General features: G+C 72.7%; 9 protein-coding genes. 3 read left to right on the forward strand and 6 right to left on the reverse strand.

The features are described 5' to 3' along the window. The 6 genes from HCA44_RS19330 to HCA44_RS19355 form a co-directional block, all read right to left on the reverse strand. A partial coding sequence (locus HCA44_RS19330) for a non-ribosomal peptide synthetase (RefSeq protein ID WP_169650960.1) occupies nt 1-5665 on the reverse strand: 5665 nt, incomplete at its 3' end. Between the two features lie 309 nt (nt 5666-5974). Beyond that, nucleotides 5975-7516: an apolipoprotein N-acyltransferase gene (lnt, locus tag HCA44_RS19335; protein WP_169650985.1), complete on the reverse strand. Its 1542-nt coding sequence runs from the start codon at nt 7514-7516 to the stop codon at nt 5975-5977. An 83-nt stretch (nt 7517-7599) separates the two neighbouring features. Continuing rightward, nucleotides 7600-9210, reverse strand: coding sequence for an amidohydrolase (locus HCA44_RS19340; RefSeq protein WP_346764805.1), 1611 nt, complete (start codon nt 9208-9210; stop codon nt 7600-7602). A 17-nt stretch (nt 9211-9227) separates the two neighbouring features. After that, nucleotides 9228-9782: an FxsA family protein gene (locus HCA44_RS19345; protein WP_169650961.1), complete on the reverse strand. Its 555-nt coding sequence runs from the start codon at nt 9780-9782 to the stop codon at nt 9228-9230. Nucleotides 9783-9948: 166 nt separating this feature from the next. Beyond that, on the reverse strand, nt 9949-10608 hold the full coding sequence (locus HCA44_RS19350) for a response regulator transcription factor (protein ID WP_346764809.1): 660 nt from the start codon (nt 10606-10608) through the stop codon (nt 9949-9951). A gap of 109 nt (nt 10609-10717) precedes the next feature. Then, nucleotides 10718-11911, reverse strand: a complete 1194-nt coding sequence (locus HCA44_RS19355) for a histidine kinase (protein ID WP_169650962.1) — start codon at nt 11909-11911, stop codon at nt 10718-10720. A 63-nt stretch (nt 11912-11974) separates the two neighbouring features. Between HCA44_RS19355 and HCA44_RS19360 the strand changes: the two genes are divergently transcribed. The 3 genes from HCA44_RS19360 to HCA44_RS19370 are packed head-to-tail and all read left to right on the forward strand — an operon-like array spanning nt 11975 to nt 15677. After that, the gene (locus HCA44_RS19360; RefSeq protein ID WP_169650963.1) at nt 11975-12742 is read left to right on the forward strand and encodes a TSUP family transporter; all 768 of its coding nucleotides are present in this window, start codon (nt 11975-11977) and stop codon (nt 12740-12742) included. A 56-nt stretch (nt 12743-12798) separates the two neighbouring features. Continuing rightward, nucleotides 12799-14319 carry a TldD/PmbA family protein gene (locus HCA44_RS19365; RefSeq protein ID WP_169650964.1) on the forward strand — a complete coding sequence of 507 codons (1521 nt, stop codon included), beginning with the start codon at nt 12799-12801 and terminating at the stop codon, nt 14317-14319. Further along, nucleotides 14316-15677: a metallopeptidase TldD-related protein gene (locus HCA44_RS19370; protein WP_169650965.1), complete on the forward strand. Its 1362-nt coding sequence runs from the start codon at nt 14316-14318 to the stop codon at nt 15675-15677. Before HCA44_RS19365 ends, HCA44_RS19370 begins: the two co-directional genes overlap by 4 nt. Nucleotides 15678-15718 lie beyond the last annotated feature (41 nt).

Below are 15718 nucleotides of genomic sequence, written 5' to 3' on the forward strand. Positions count from 1 at the left end.
GCTCACCCGGCACGCCGGGAGCGCACGGATGCAGCCGCGCGTCCAGCACGTGGGTGCGCACGTTCCATTCGGCGACGCCGATCGGGACGGTCGCCGCCTCGGCGGGCGTCTCGTCCGCGGGCCAGTACGTCACGGACACCGCGGCCTCGGTCGGCCCGTACAGATTGTGCAGCCGTGCGTGCCACCGGTCGCCGAATCGCTGCGCGGTGGCCGCGGGCAGTGCCTCGCCGATCACGAACACGTCGCGCAAGGACGAGCATGTCTCGGCGGGTGCCTCGGCAACGAACACGTCGAGCATCGAAGGAACGAAATCCGTTGCCACAACCGAATACTCGTCGATCGCGCGGGCGAGGGCCGCGGGGTCGCGGTGACCGTCCGGTTCGGCGAGCAGCAGGTGCGCGCCGACCTGCAACGGCCAGAAGTAGCCCCACACCGAGACGTCGAACGTGGTCGCGGTCTTCTGCAGGTACACCTCGCCCGCCGCGAGCGGGTACTCGTGCTGCATCCACGCGAGCTGGTTGACGATCGCCTCGTGCGGCACCGCGACGCCCTTCGGGCGCCCGGTGGAGCCGGACGTGTAGATGACGTAGGCAGGGTGCAGCGGACGGAGCGGCGCGACCCGGTCGACGTCGGTGACCGGCGCCGCGTCGTAGCCGTCGAGGGCGATCCGGTCGATCTCGATGCTCGGGACGTCCGCGCCCGCCTCGACGGCGTCGCCGGACGTGGTCAGCACGCACTTCGGCGCGGCCGAGTCGAGCACGTACGCGATGCGTTCGGCCGGATGATCGGGGTCGATCGGCACATAGGCGGCGCCCGCACCGACCACCGCGTACATGCCGACGACGAGGTCGATGCCGCGGCGCATCGCGACCACGACGCGGTCTTCCGGCCCGATGCCGCGCTCGATCAGCAGCCGCGACAGCCGGTGCACCCGATCGGCGAACCCACGATAGGTGAGCGGCTCCGCACCGGGTGCCGACAACGCGCACGCGTCCGGCGTGCGGGCGGCGGACGCGGCGAAGGCGTCGGGCAGCGTCGTCGCCGCGACCGGATGCGCGGTGGCATTCCAGCGGGCTTCGCTGTCGCGGCCGGTGATCGCGATGTCGCCGACCGCGCGGGTCTCCTCGCCGGTGGCGACGGCGCGCAGCACGGTGACGAATGCGTCGGCCAGGGCCGCGACGGTGTCGCGGTCGAACAGGTCGCGCGCGTAGTCCCAGCGCACCTGCGCCCCGACACCGGCCGCGAGGTCGCGACCGGAATCGACGGTGACCTGCAGGTCGTTCTTGGCGATGTCGGTGGCGATCTCGTCGGCGGACACGTCGAGACCCGCGAGTGCGAGCCGCGCGGGCGGCGTGTTCTGGAAGAACAGCATCACCTGGGTGAGCGGGTGGGCGAGCGCACTGCGGTCGAGGCCGATGCGGTCGAGCACCTCGTCGAACGGGACGTCGGCGTGCCCGAACGCGCCGAGGTCGGCCTCGCGCGCCTGCTCGAGGAGCGAGGCGACGGTGTCGCCGCCACGTACCCGCAGGCGCAGCGCGAGCGTGTTGACGAACATGCCGACGAGAGAATCGAGTGCGGCGGCGCCGCGCCCGGCGACGGGCGTGCCGATCACGACGTCCTCGCCCGCACCGGACCGGTGCAGCAGCACCGCGAGCGCGGCGTGCACGACCATGAACGGGGTGACGCCGTGCCGCTGCGCCGCGGCCGTCACGTCCGCCCACAACTCGGAATCCAGCGACACCTCGACGGTGCCTGCCCGGTGCGTGGGGGTCTGCGGCCGCACCCGGTCGGCGGGCAGCTCCACGGAGCCACTGACGCCGTCGAGAGTGTGTGTCCAGTACTCGAACTCGCGCGCGGACGCGCCGCCGAGCATGTCCCGCTGCCACAGCGTGTAGTCCGCGTACCGGACGTCGAGCGGTTCCCACCGCGGTGGGTGTCCGGCGAGCCGGGCCTCGTAGGCGGCCATCAGGTCGGCGGCGAGCGGCGCCATCGACCAGCCGTCGGCCGCGATGTGATGCACGACGAGCGCGAGCACGTGCCGCGACGGCGTCACCCGCAGCAGCGCGGCCCGTAGGGGCTGCTCGGTGGTCAGGTCGAAGCCGGTGCGGGCGAGCGCGGCGGTGTGGCGGGCGACGCCCGCGGCGTCGGTGTCGACCGGGGTCAGCGTGTGCGCCACGTCGTCGACCGCCAGCATGTGCTGGTACGGGCCGGTCTCGTCGGCCGGGCACACGGTACGCAGCGGTTCGTGCCGGTCGAGGACGTCGCCGAGCGCGGCCTGCAGGGCGTCGGTGTCGAGCGGACCGTCCAGGGTGAGCGCGAGCGGAAGGTTGTATGCGGGCGAGGCCGGGTCGAGCCGGTTGGTGAGCCAGATGCGTTGCTGCGCACTCGACAACGGGACGCGGGCCACGTTCTCGCGGCGGGTGAGTTCCGGCGTCGGGGCGTCGGAGGCGCCGCTTCCTGTGTGTGCGTCGGCAGCCGCCGCGATGCCGGCGACGGTCGGGTTCTCGAAGACGTCGCGCACACCCAGGTCGGCGCCGAGCGCCGCGTTGATGCGCGAGACGACCTGCGTCGCGAGCAGCGAGTTTCCGCCGAGTGCGAAGAAGTCGGCGTGCACGCCGGGACGCGTGACCGACAGGACCTCGGCGAGCACGTCCGCGACGGTCGCCTCGACGGGGGTGCGGGGCGGGGTGTCGTCGGCGTCGGCAGCCGCGAACACCGGCGCGGGCAGTGCGGCCCGGTCGATCTTGCCCGCAGGCGTGAGCGGCAGTTCGGGGACACGCACGATGGCCGAGGGCACCATGTGCCGTGGCAGGCGGGTCGCGACCACCGCGGCGAGATCGGTGTCGGCGCGGTCGTCGGTGTGCGGGCCTGCAATCACGTACGACACGAGGCGGGTGACCCCGTGCTCGTCGGTGTGCCCGAGGGTGTGGGCGGCGACCACGTCGGTCGCGGCGAGCAACGCGGTGTCGACCTCCCCGGGTTCGATGCGGAAACCGCGGATCTTGATCTGGTGGTCGCTGCGGCCCAGAAACTCGAGTTGCCAGGCGGACTCGAGTGGCCTGCCGGTTCCCGGCGCCCCGGCCGCGTCGGTGTCGCCGAGGCGCACCCAGCGCACGACGTCGCCCGTGCGGTAGAGGCGACCGAGCCCGAACGGGTTCGCGACGAACCGTTCCGACGTCTGACCGGCGCGTCCGACGTACCCGCGGGCGAGTGCGTCGCCCGCGACGTACAGTTCGCCTCGGCTGCCGGGGGCTGCGGGGCGCAGCCGCTCGTCGAGCACCAGCAGTGCCACGCCCGTGGTGGGGGCGCCGATGGTGACCGGTGCGCCGGGCGTCATCGCCGCCGTGGCCGACGCCATGACGGTGGTTTCACTGGGCCCGTAGGCATTGACCATCGTGCGGCCCGGCGCCCAGCGCGCGACCAGTTCGGGTGGACACACGTCGCCCGCGACCAGCACCGTACGCAGCGCGGGCACCGCGGCCGGGTCGACCGTCGCGAGTGCGGCGGGGGTGCAGAACGCGTGCGTGACGGCGTGCCGTGCGAGCAGATCGGCGAGTTCAGTGCCGCCGTACACGCTCGGCGGTGCGACGACGAGGGTCGCCCCCGCGCACGTGGCCATCAGCAGCTCGAACACCGACGCGTCGAAACTGGGTGACGCGAAATGCAGGACCCGCGAGGACGATTCGACCGACAGTCGGCGCCGTTCGTCGGCGGCGAGTGCGGCGAGGCCGCGGTGGCTGACCGCGACGCCCTTGGGGCGGCCGGTCGAGCCGGAGGTGTAGATGACGTACGCGAGCGAGTCGAGTCGCACCGGGCCGGTGCGGTCGGCGTCGGTCACGGGGGTCGCGAGGTATGCATCGGCGGCCGCCGACGTGGCGGGGTCGTCCAGGACGATCCACTCGATCGGGCGCTCGCCCACCGTGGCGGGCAGGTGCGGCAGCTGCGCCGAGGTGGTGAGGCCGACGGACGCACCGCAGTCGGCGAGCATGTAGGCGATGCGGTCCGCCGGATAGTTCGGGTCGACGGGCACGAACGGCGCGCCCGCGCGCGCGAGCGCCCAGGTGGCCGTCACCGACTCGGCCGAGCGGGCGATCGCCAACGCGACCGGGGTCTCGGGGCCGACGCCGTGATCGGCGAGCAGCCGGGCCAGCCGGGTGCTGCGGTCGTCGAGCACCCGATAGGACACCGTGTGCGGGCCGTCGGGGCCGTCGGTGACGAGCGCGTCGCCGTCGCCGCCGAGGCGCACCGCACGGTCGAGCAGCACCGGCAGCGTGGCGGGCGGTGGGCCGACCGGGCCCGGCGCCGGCACCAGCTGGGCCGTCTCGTCGCGCAGCAGCACCGCGAGTTCGCCGACGGGCGTCTCGTCCGCCGCGGCGCCCGCGGCGAGGAACCGGTGCACGAACTCGACGAGCCGCTCGTGGTGCGCGGCGAGCACCGCGTCGTCGTACAGCGCCGGGTTCGCCTCCAGATCGAGGTGCAGGCTGTCGGATTCGCCCTGGTACAGGTCGATCGCGAGGTCGTGCACGGGCCCCGTCGAGAGCACGTGCAGCGTGCCGGTGACGTCGCCGAGGGCGACCTCGTTGTGGAAGAGCATGACGTTGACCAGCGGGCCGTCGGTGACGATGCCGGTGCGACCGTCGGCCATGTCGACCGACGGGAACCGCTGGTGCCGCAGCGCCCCGGTGACCGCGACCCGCACGGCGGCGACGAGGTCGGCGGGCACGGCGTCGGCGGGCACCGCGATACGCAGCGGCACGACATTGGACACCATGCCGCCGGAGCGGCGCAGCACCGCGGTGGTGCGGGCGGTGACCGGCAACGACAGGGTCACCTCGTCGCGGCCGGTGACGCGGGCGAGGAATGCGGCGACGGCGGCGATCGTCTCGAACGACACCGACGAGCCGTGCCGCGAGGTCGCGTGGTCGAGGTGATCGAGGGTGCTGTCCGGCAGGCGACGGTGCGACACGCGCGAGACCGCGGCGGGCGGGGCCTGACGGTCGGCGAGGGTGGTGGGTTCGCCGTCGCGGGCGCCGAGTTGCTGCGCCCAGTAGTCGCGGTCGGCGGCGAACCGGCGCGACGCACGGTAGTCGGCGTCGATGCGGGTGAGCTCGACGAGGTCGGCGGGCCGGAACGGCGCGGCCTCGCTCGCGGTGACCGCGGCCGTGTACAGCTCGGCGCACCGGTCGATCATCGTCGACGCGCCCATGCCGTCGAGCGCGACATGGTGCACGCGGCAGTACCAGTAGTAGTGGTCGACACCCACGTGCAGCACCGCCGAACGCACGAGCCGGTCGGTGTACAGGTCGATCGGTGCGCTGCGGTCGGCGGTCATCCAGTCCGCGGCCGCACGCAGCGGGTCGGGTTCGGCGCGCAGGTCGACGACGTCGACGGCGGTGTCGAGGTCGTGGTCGACGAGCTGGTGCGGCACCCCGTCGATCTCGACGAGCCGCAGGAATCCGGTGCCGATCTCGTGGGCCGCGGTGACGAGGCTGTCGAGCAGCAACGGCACGTCGATCGCGCCGCGGATCTCGACGTACTGGGCGATGTTGACCGGCACCGTGGGGTCGAGCTGCTGCGCGAACCACATGCCACGCTGGGGCGCCGAGAGTGGGAATGCGTCGCCGGCTGGTTGGGTCTGCCGACCGTACGTGTCCGGGTTGGGCACGGACTCGACCACTCTCTTCCCCCGCTTCTGATCACGCTTCCCCGGCGGGGAAAGCTGGTCGCGCTCAGTGAACATGCACCGAACGGTGCACTACAAATCAGTGACAGTTCTGTCGGGCTGGTGTGAATCAGCTTCCGGGCTTGTATCGCCACCGTTCCTGGTTTTGTTTCCTTTCCGATGCAGATTCTGCAAAACACCCGGTCAGGGTTGCCGCCTTCGGCTACCGTGCCGAGGGCATGCGGGTGTCCGCCGACGCGTTCACGGGGATCGGTCGGCGGCTCACCACACTGTCCCGCGGTGGACACGATGTCAACTGCGGGAGCGCTCACGCCGAGCGACCCCGACGCCCGCGACGAGCGCGAGCACGCCCATTCCCGACAACACGTACTCGGGCAGCGCGCCGAGCCGTGTCGCGAGCGTCGTGCCGGTGTACAGGGGCAGTTCGTGCTCGAGGACCGCCGGTTCGAACAGGGCCGTTCGGTCGAGGACCGAACCGTCGGACGCGACGAGCGCACTGACGCCGCTGGTCGCGGCGACCACGAGCGAGCGGCCGTGCTCGACGGCACGCAGCCGCGACATCGCGAGCTGCTGGTAGGTCATCTCGGTGTCGCCGAAGGTCGCATTGTTGGTGGGCACGGCCAGCAGCTGCGCGCCGGCGTCGACCGACTGGGTGAACGCGCGGTCGAAGGCGACCTCGTAGCAGGTCGCGACACCGATCGGGACGCCCGCCGCGTGCACGACGCCGTCACCGTCGCCGGGGACGAAGTCGCCCGCACGGTCGGCGTACTCGGAGAAGTGACGGAAGAACTCGCGGTACGGCAGGTACTCGCCGAACGGCTGGATGATCTTCTTGTCGTGCTGCTCCTGCGGGCCGCGCGCACCGTCCCACACGATCACCGAGTTGGTGGTGGTGCCGTCGGCGTTGCGCAGCACCGCGCCGACGAGGATCGGCGCGCCCACCGCCTGCGAGGCACGGGTGATGTCGGACGCCGCGTCCGCGCTGCGGAGCGGGTCGATGTCGGACGCATTCTCCGGCCACACGACGACGTCGGGTGGTGCCGCGGTACCGGTGCGCACCGCGGCGGCGAGTTCGAGGGTGCGTGCGACGTGATTGTCGAGCACCTGTTTGCGTTGCGCGTTGAAGTCGAGGCCGAGCCGCGGCACGCTGCCCTGGATCGCGGCGACCGTCAGCGTGCGCTGCTCCACGGGAGCCGGCAGCAACGGTGCGGCGGCCAGCGCGACGAGCGACGCCGCCGCCGTCGCGCACACGCCTCCGACGGCCGCGCGGGTTCCGGGGCGCGTCCGGGTGCGGGCTGCGCGCACGCACATGCGGGCGAGCAGGGCGCCGCCTGCCCCGGTGAGCGCGACCCCGAAGGACACGAGCGGGGCGCCGCCGATGCTCGCGAGCCCGAGCAGCAGGCCGTCGGGCTGACCGAACGCGAGCCTGCCCCACGGGAAACCGCCGAACGGCACGCTCGACCGCAGCCATTCGGTGAGCGACCAGCAGGCCGCGATCCACAGCGGCGCCCACGGGACGCGGGCCGCGACCACCGCGGCCGCCCCGAACGCGCCGACGAACAGCGACTCGACCGCGGCGAGGGCGAGCCACGGCAGCGGCCCGACGTACTCCCCCACCCACGGCAGCAGCGGCACCAGGAAGCCGAGGCCCGCGAGGTATCCGTAGCCGAAGCCGCCGCGCGCCCGCGGTGGCCGCGGCCCCGCGGTGAGGGCGAGCACGAGGACCGCGATGCCGACGGGCGCGAGGAACCACAGCGGGCGCGGCGGGAAACTCGCATACAGCAGCAGACCCGCGGCGAGCGCGGCCGCCGCGCGGGCGGCGGCGACGCCGATACGCGCGCCGCCGGGTGCGGTCGTGTCGGGTGCTGCCGCGCTGCCGGGATCGTCGGATCGGGTCGTGTCGGGGTGGGACGCGCTCACCCGCGCGCCTCGCGGTCGTACACGACGCGGCCGCGATGCACCGAGGCGAGACAGGTCGGCAGCGTCGCGTCGGCGTCGAGGCGAGGCAACGCGGGCACCCGCGAACGGGGATCGGTCGACCACCGTTGCACCGAGTCCTTCGGCGCGGCGACCACCAGGTCGTCGGCGTCCCAGATCGCGTACGACGCGGGGGCTCCCGGGTCGAGGGTGCCGGCGAGCCCGTCCCGCACCCCGCCTGCACGCCACGCGCCGCGGGTGGCCGCCGAGAACGCGGCCCGCGCGGACACGCCGCTGCCCGGCGTGCGGTGATGGACCGCGGCCCGCACCATCGCCCACGGGTCCACCGGGTCGACCGGCGCGTCGGATCCGAAGGCGAGTGAGACGCCCGCCGACGCGGCGGTGGCGAACGGGTTCATCGCGGCCGCGCGGGCCCCGCCGACCCGCTCGGCGTACATGCCGTCGGGGCCGCCCCACTGCGCGTCGAACTGGGGTTGCGCACTGACCAGCACACCCCAGCGGCCGAGGGCGTCCGCGTGCGCGCGGTCCATCATCTCGGCGTGCTCGAGCCGGTGCCCGATGCGGGCGAAGGCCGGACCGCCGACCTGGTCGACCACCCGGGCGAAGCCGTCGACGACCGCCGCCATCGCCGCGTCGCCGATCACGTGGAAACCTGCCTGCACCCCGACCTCGGTGCACGCGGCGACGTGCGCCGCGATCTGCTCGACGTCGAGGTAGGCGTTGCCGACGGTGTCGGGGGCGTCGGCGTAGGGCTCCCGCAGCCAGGCGGTGCGCGAGCCGAGCGAGCCGTCGACGAACAGGTCACCCGCGAGTCCGTGGGCGCCGGTCGCGTCGAGCAGTTCGCGGGCGTGCTCCGCGGACGCCGCGAGCTGCCCCCAGTAGCCGCGCACCTCGACCGGGTGTGGGGTTGCGAGGAGCTCGCGGAAGTCGTCGAGGCCCGCGACGTCGGGGCCACCGCATTCGTGCACCGCGATCACGCCGCGTGCGGCGAGGGTGTCGAGCGCGACGGTGCGTGCCGCGTCGCGCTGGCTCGGCGTGAGCCGGGTGCGTGCGGCGGCGCGGGCGAGGTGGTGGGCGTCGGCCACGAGCGGGGCGTCGGCGGCGTAGCCCGCGGTGCCTGCGAGGTCGGGGACGAGCGCCCGCAGCGCCGTCGAGCACGCCGCGGAATGCACGTCGACGCGAGACAGGTAGAGCGCGCGGCCCGGTGCGGCCTCGTCGAGCTCGGTGGTCGACGGGCCGCGCCCTTCGGGCCACGCCGTGTCGTCCCATCCGTGGCCCCACACGATCGCGTCGTCGTGCGCGGCGACATGCTCGCGCACCAGGGCGAGGCATTCGGCGAGTGAGCGGGCGCCGGACAGGTCGAGGCCCGCGAGTGCGAACCCGAGCGCGGTGACGTGCACGTGCGTGTCGACGAACCCCGGTGCGACGAAGGCGCCACCCAGGTCGATCTCCTCGGCGCCCGGGTGCAGGGCGCGGCCCGCACGCTCGTCGCCGACCCACACGACGGTGCCGTCGGTGACGGCCATCGACGTCGCGTCGGGCGCCGACGAACTGTAGATCCGACCACCGACCAGCAGTTGCGTACTCACGCGCCCCAGTCTGCCTGTTACGGCCTCCCGCGACCACGACGGGTATCGAAGGTGCCGCGGCTCCCGTCGTCGACGATCTCGCCGTCCACGACTTCCCCGTCGAGGACACGGCCGTTGTCCGCACGCAGATCCGGGTCGTACACCTCGTCCACCACTTCACCGTCGATCACGTCACCGCCGCGCCGCACGCGGGTGTAGACGTGCGCGCCGCCGACCATCGCGGCCGCGCGTCTGCCCGCCACCGCAACCGCGACCGGCCGCAGCACTCGCCGCGTGACCGGAACGAGGAGCAACAGCCCCAGTACCGACGTGACCAGACCCGGCACCACCATCAGCGCCGATCCGGACGCGACGAGAGCGCCGTCGGCGACCGCCGCACCCGGGTCCGCGGTGCCCCGCGACGCGGAGCGGAAGCCGTCGGCTACTCGCCGCCACTGCGATTTCATCAGGACGACACCGATCATCGTGCCGGCGAGCAGCAGCAGCACGGTCCAGCCGGCGCCGAGGAAGTGGCCCGCCACGACGAGCGCGGCTATCTCGACGACGACGTAGAGCACGAACAGTGCAGGCATATCAACGTTCCTTCCAGCAGCCGTGACGGCCGTTCCCGGGCCCTTGCCGTTCGACGACCGGGTCGGGCTCTTCCCCTGTCCAACGAACGAGCACCCGAAAATTCTCCCGAACGGACGAATCGGGCGCGCCGCCGAGGTCGGTGTCCCGCCCGGAGCCACCGTCACCTCACGCGCCCGGACGCACCAGGCCCGTTTCGTAGGCGAGGACGACCGCCTGCACCCGGTCCCGCAGATCGAGTTTCGTGAGCACCCGGCCGACGTGCGACTTGACGGTCGACTCGGACACCGACAGAGCAGCCGAGATCTCCTGATTCGACCGGCCGGCCGCGATCTGCACGAGCACCTCCCGTTCCCGATCGGTGAGCACGTCGAGCACCGACGGATCGCGTGCCGGTGTGCCACCGCCGCCGTCGCCGAGGAAACGGTGCAGCAGTCGACGGGTGACGCGCGGCGAGACGACCGCGTCGCCTGCAGCGACGCTGCGCACCGCCGACACCAGGTCGGCCGGTGGAGTGTCTTTGAGCAGGAACCCGCTCGCACCTGCGTGCAACGCGTCCATCGCGTACTCGTCGAGGTCGAAGGTCGTCATCACCAGCACCCGCGACGTGCTGCCGCTGTCGAGGATCTGTCGCGTGGCCGCGACCCCGTCGACGACCGGCATCCGCACGTCCATCAGGACGACATCGGGTGCCAGGGTGTGGGTCTGTGCGACGGCCGACGCCCCGTCGCCGGCTTCGCCGACGACCGCGATGTCGTCGTGCGCACCCAGCACCATCCGCAAACCCATGCGCATCAGTTCCTGGTCGTCGACGAGGAGCACCGAAATCGTCGATGCCGCCGGGGCGTCGCTGCCGGTCGCGGTGCTGCTCACGCGCACAACCCTAGGACACCGACGCGCACCCGGGCGGCCTCCGGTGCCCGGTTCCCTCCGCGGGTCACTCCCCTGCCTCGAGCGGAAGCCGTGCCCGAACCGCCCAGCCGTCGCGCCGCGGACCCACGTCGACCGTGCCCCCGAGGACCGTGGCGCGCTCGCGCATGCCGGCGACCCCGGTGCCGGTGCCGAGCGCGAACCGTTCGGGGCTTGCACCCGCGCCCCTGCCCCACTCGGGGTCGCCTGCTCCCCCGCTGTCCGTGATCGACAGCTCGACCGCGTCGGATGTGCGGGTGACCCGTACCCACGCATGTGCCCCGGGCCCGGCGTGCCGCAGCACATTCGTGAGCGCCTCCTGCACGATGCGGTGCACGCCCAGGCTGACCGGTGCGCTCACCCCGTCGAGTTGCCCGGTCAGTTCCAGGTCGACGCGCAGACCCGCGTCGCGCACCACCGACACCAGGTGCGCCAGTCCCGCCGTGCCGTGCTGCGGGAACGACTCGGCGGACGGCTCGGTACGCAGCAGCGACACGGTGCGCCGCAACTCGGCGAGGGCGGCGCGCCCCGAGCCCGCGATGTGGCCCAGCGCCGCCCGCGCAGCGTCGGGGTCGCGGTCGAGCGCGTACGACGCGCCGTCGGCCTGCACGATCATCACGCTCACCGCGTGGGCGACGACGTCGTGCAGTTCGCGTGCGATACGGGTGCGTTCGGCGGCCACCGCGTCCTCCGCGCGGCGTTCGCGGTCGAGTTCGGCGACCGCGAGACGGGCCGCCACCTCCCGGTCGTATGCGCGCCGTGCCCCGACGAATTCGGCGGCCGTCCACGACAGCGCATACACCAGCGCCGTGAACGCGACGGTCGCGGGCACGTACTGGTCGAGCAGCCACGTCGCGAGGGCCACGTCGACAGCGAGGGCCGCGAGGTAGGCGGCGGCGATCCGACGGTCCGCGTTCACGACGAGCGTGTACAGCGCGACCGCGAGCACGATCAGTCCCGGATGACCGACCTCGGTCTGGCCGAGCGAATAACTGACGAATGTCGTGAGCAGCGACGCGGTGAGCACGATCGCGGCGAACGCCTCGGGCGCGGCGCGGCGCACCACGACCGGTGCACAGATCAGCACACTGAGCACCATCTGCACCCACGTCGCACCGTCGGCGGTCGCGACGGCGGACACGTCGAACGCCAGCAGCACGAGCGCCAGCAGAGCGTCGGCGACGACAGGCCGCTCCCGCAGCCACAGGCTGAACCTCCGCATGCGAGCAAGCGTAGAGGCGCAGGCCCCGCCGGGAGCGCGGCGCGGCTGTGGTTGAGTCTGGGCGTGGACGTCGCCGACTGGATCATGCTGCTCGCGGCCGCCGGCGCGGCAGGCTGGGTCGACGCCGTCGTCGGCGGCGGCGGGCTGATCCTGCTTCCGGTCATCCTGCTCGTCGCGCCGCACCTCTCGCCCGCCACGGCCCTGGGCACCAACAAGCTCACCGCCTCCACGGGCACCACCGCCGCAGTCGTCACCTTCAGCCGGCGGGTGCCGATGAACTGGCGGCTGCTCGCCCCGGCAGCCGCGCTCGCCGCCGCGACGTCCGCGGCAGGCGCGGCCACCGTCTCGCTGATCGACCGCGAGCTGTTCGTCCCGATCATCATGGCGGTCCTGCTCGGTGTCGCCGCCTTCGTCACCCTGCGGCCGGAGATCGGCAGCGGTCTCGCGACGCACCGGCCGTCGCTGCGCAAGACCGTGCTCGTCGTACTTCTCACGGCCGCTCTCGTCGGCTACTACGACGGCATCCTGGGCCCTGGCACCGGCACCTTCCTGATCATCTCGTTCGCGACGCTGCTCGGCACGTCCTTCGTCCGCAGCGCGGCGATGGCGAAGGTGCTCAACCTCGGCTCCAACATCGGCGCCCTCACCTTCTTCGCCGCGACCGGACACGTGTGGTGGGCGCTCGGGCTGTCGATGGCGGTGTGCAACATCCTCGGTGCGGTCCTCGGCTCGCGCACCGCACTCAGCCGCGGCGCCGGCTTCATCCGGATCACACTGCTCGTCGTCGTGGTCGTCATGGTGGTGCGGCTCGGCTGGCAACAGTTCGGCTGACGCCCCGCCGCGCCGAGTGCGATCGCGTACCGGCGCAGGCGACTACGGTGGCCTGCGTGGACTCCCCTCGCGACGTCGACGCCGACTTCCTCGCCCTGCCGCTGTCCGCGTTGGCGGACGCCGCGCTCTCGATCGCCCGTGCGGGCGGTGCGTCGCACGCCGACCTGCGCGTGCATCGCCTCGCCGACCAGTCGCTGCGGCTGCGCGACGGCGTCGTCCAGTCGGCGGTCGACGGCTCGGACCTGGGCCTGGCGGTGCGGGTCGTCGTCGACGGGACGTGGGGTTTCGCGTCGCACGCCGAGCTGACCCCGGACAGCGCAGCCGCGACCGCCCGGGCCGCGCTGGACGTCGCGCGCGCGTTGCGCGCACTCAACCGCGACCGCGTCGAGCTCGCCGACGAACCCGTGCACCCGGGCGTGACGTGGGTGTCCGAGTACACGGTCGACCCGTTCGCGGTCGCCACCGCCGACAAACTCGCGCTGCTGACCGAGCGGTCGCGCCTGCTGCTCGCCGCCCCCGGCGTCCACCATGTCACCGCGAGCTGCCTGCAGGTCAAAGAGCAGGTGTTCTACGCCGATCTCGCCGGCTCGTCGATCACGCAGCAACGCGTCCGCCTCCATCCCGAACTGGAGGCCGTCACCGTCGACCGCGACGCCGGCTCGTTCGAATCGATGCGCACGCTCGCGCCGCCCGTCGGCCGCGGCTGGGAATACGTGGCGACCGACGAGACATGGGACTGGACCGGCGAACTCGCCGAGCTGCCCGACCTGCTCGCCGAGAAGTCCCGCGCGCCCTCGGTGCGGCCCGGCGCCACCGACCTCGTGATCGACCCGACCAACCTGTGGCTCACGATCCACGAGTCGATCGGCCACGCCACCGAATACGACCGCGCCATCGGCTACGAATCCGCCTACGCCGGCACGTCGTTCGCGACGCCGGACCTGCTCGGCAGCCTCCGCTACGGCAGCGACGTCATGCACGTGACCGCCGACCGCACCGCGCCGCACGGCCTCGCGACCGTCGGATACGACGACGACGGCGTCGCGACCGGTGCATGGGACCTCGTGCGCGACGGCGTGTTCGTCGACTACCAACTCGACCGTGCGTTCGCCACGAAACTCGGCAGGCCGCGGTCGAACGGTTGCTCGTACGCCGACTCGGCACACCACGTGCCGTTGCAGCGGATGGCGAATGTGTCGTTGCAACCCGATCCGCACACCGACCGCAGCACCGCCGACCTGATCGCCGGCGTCGACGACGGCATCTACGTCGTCGGCGACCGGGCGTGGTCGATCGACATGCAGCGCTACAACTTCCAGTTCACCGGGCAACGCTTCTACCGCATCCGCGGCGGCGTCCTCGACGGTCAGCTGCGCGGCGTCGCGTATCAGGCCACGACCACCGACTTCTGGGGTTCGATGGACGCCGTCGGGGGCCCGTCGACCTGGCAGCTCGGCGGCGCATTCAACTGTGGCAAGGCCCAACCCGGGCAGGTGGCGGCCGTGAGCCACGGGTGCCCGTCCGCGCGGTTCCGCGGCGTCACGGTACTCGACACCGACCAGGAGGCCCGCGCATGATCCCCGCCCCCGAGGTCGTCGACCGCGCACTCGCGTCCACGTCCGTCGACGACACGATCGTCCTGGTCACCGACACGTCCACCGCGAACGTGCGCTGGGCCGGAAACTCGATGACCACCAACGGAAGCACGCGTTCGCGTCGATGGACGGTCGTGTCGATCGTGCGCGAGGGCGCGCGCCGCAAGGTCGGCGTCGTGACGTCCGCCTCCGTCGACACCGACGACATCGCCGCCGTCGTACGCGCGAGCGAGGACGCGGCCCGCGCCGCCGAACCCGCGAGCGATGCGATGCCGCTCGTCGGCGGCGGCACCGACACCGACTGGGCGGAGCCCGCCGCCCACACCGCGATCGGCGTGTTCGACGCGCTCGCCCGCGACCTGAGCAGCGGCTTCGACGCAGCCGACCGCCTCTACGGGTACGCCGAACACAGCGTCGACACCACCTGGCTCGGCTCGAGCACCGGGCTTCGCCGCCGCGTCGTGCAACCGACCGGGTCCGTCGAGATCAACGGCAAACGCGGCGACGCGAGCGCGTGGGCGGGTACCGGCACCCGCGATTTCACCGACGTCGACACCGCCGCGCTGCTGGCCGAACTGACCCGTCGCCTCGACTGGTCCACGCGCACCGTCGCACTGCCCGCCGGCCGATACGACACACTGCTGCCGCCGTCGACCGTCGCGGACCTCATGATCCCGCTGATGTGGTCGATGGAAGGCCGCGCGGCCGAGGAAGGCCGCTCCGCCTTCTCACGGCGCGGCGGCGGCACCCGAGTCGGCGACACGCTCACCGAGTTGCCGCTCACGTTGTACTCCGACCCCGCGCTGCCCGGCCTCGAGGCCGCCCCGTTCGTCGCGACCACCACGTCGAACGACGCCGTGTCGCTGTTCGACAACGGGATGACCGTCGACAGGGTCGAATGGATCCGCGACGGCGCGCTCGGCGCACTCGCCTATCCACGTTCGGCGGCACACGAGTTCGATGCTTCCGTCGCCGTCCCCGGCGACAACCTCGCGCTCGAATCGCACACCGCGACCACGCTCGACGACCTGATCGCCGGCACCGAACGCGGGCTGCTGCTCACCACCCTGTGGTACATCCGGGAAGTCGACCCCGCGTCGCTGCTGCTGACCGGACTCACCCGCGACGGCGTGTATCTCGTCGAGGACGGCGCCGTCACGGCCGCGGTCAACAACTTCCGGTTCAACGAGAGCCCGCTCGACGTCCTCGCCCGCGCCCGCGGCGCCAGCCGCACCGAACGCACCCTGCCGCGCGAATGGAAGGACTGGTTCACGCGCACCGCGATGCCCGCGCTGCGGGTCCCCGACTTCAACATGTCGTCGGTCAGCAAAGCGACATAGTCGCGGGTCAGCAAAGCGACAGAGTCGCGCGTCAGCAAAGC

Origin of the sequence: Rhodococcus sp. HNM0569, from assembly GCF_012726205.1 — a bacterium.
Classification (GTDB): Bacteria; Actinomycetota; Actinomycetes; order Mycobacteriales; family Mycobacteriaceae; genus Rhodococcus_F.

Excerpts from the sequence above, each read along its gene's own strand:
- HCA44_RS19345 (WP_169650961.1), bottom strand. The coding sequence starts at position 9,782 with ATGCCTGCACTGTTCGTGCTCTACGTCGTCGTCGAGATAGCCGCGCTC.
- HCA44_RS19355 (WP_169650962.1), bottom strand. The coding sequence starts at position 11,911 with ATGCGGAGGTTCAGCCTGTGGCTGCGGGAGCGGCCTGTCGTCGCCGAC.
- HCA44_RS19370 (WP_169650965.1), top strand. The coding sequence starts at position 14,316 with ATGATCCCCGCCCCCGAGGTCGTCGACCGCGCACTCGCGTCCACGTCC.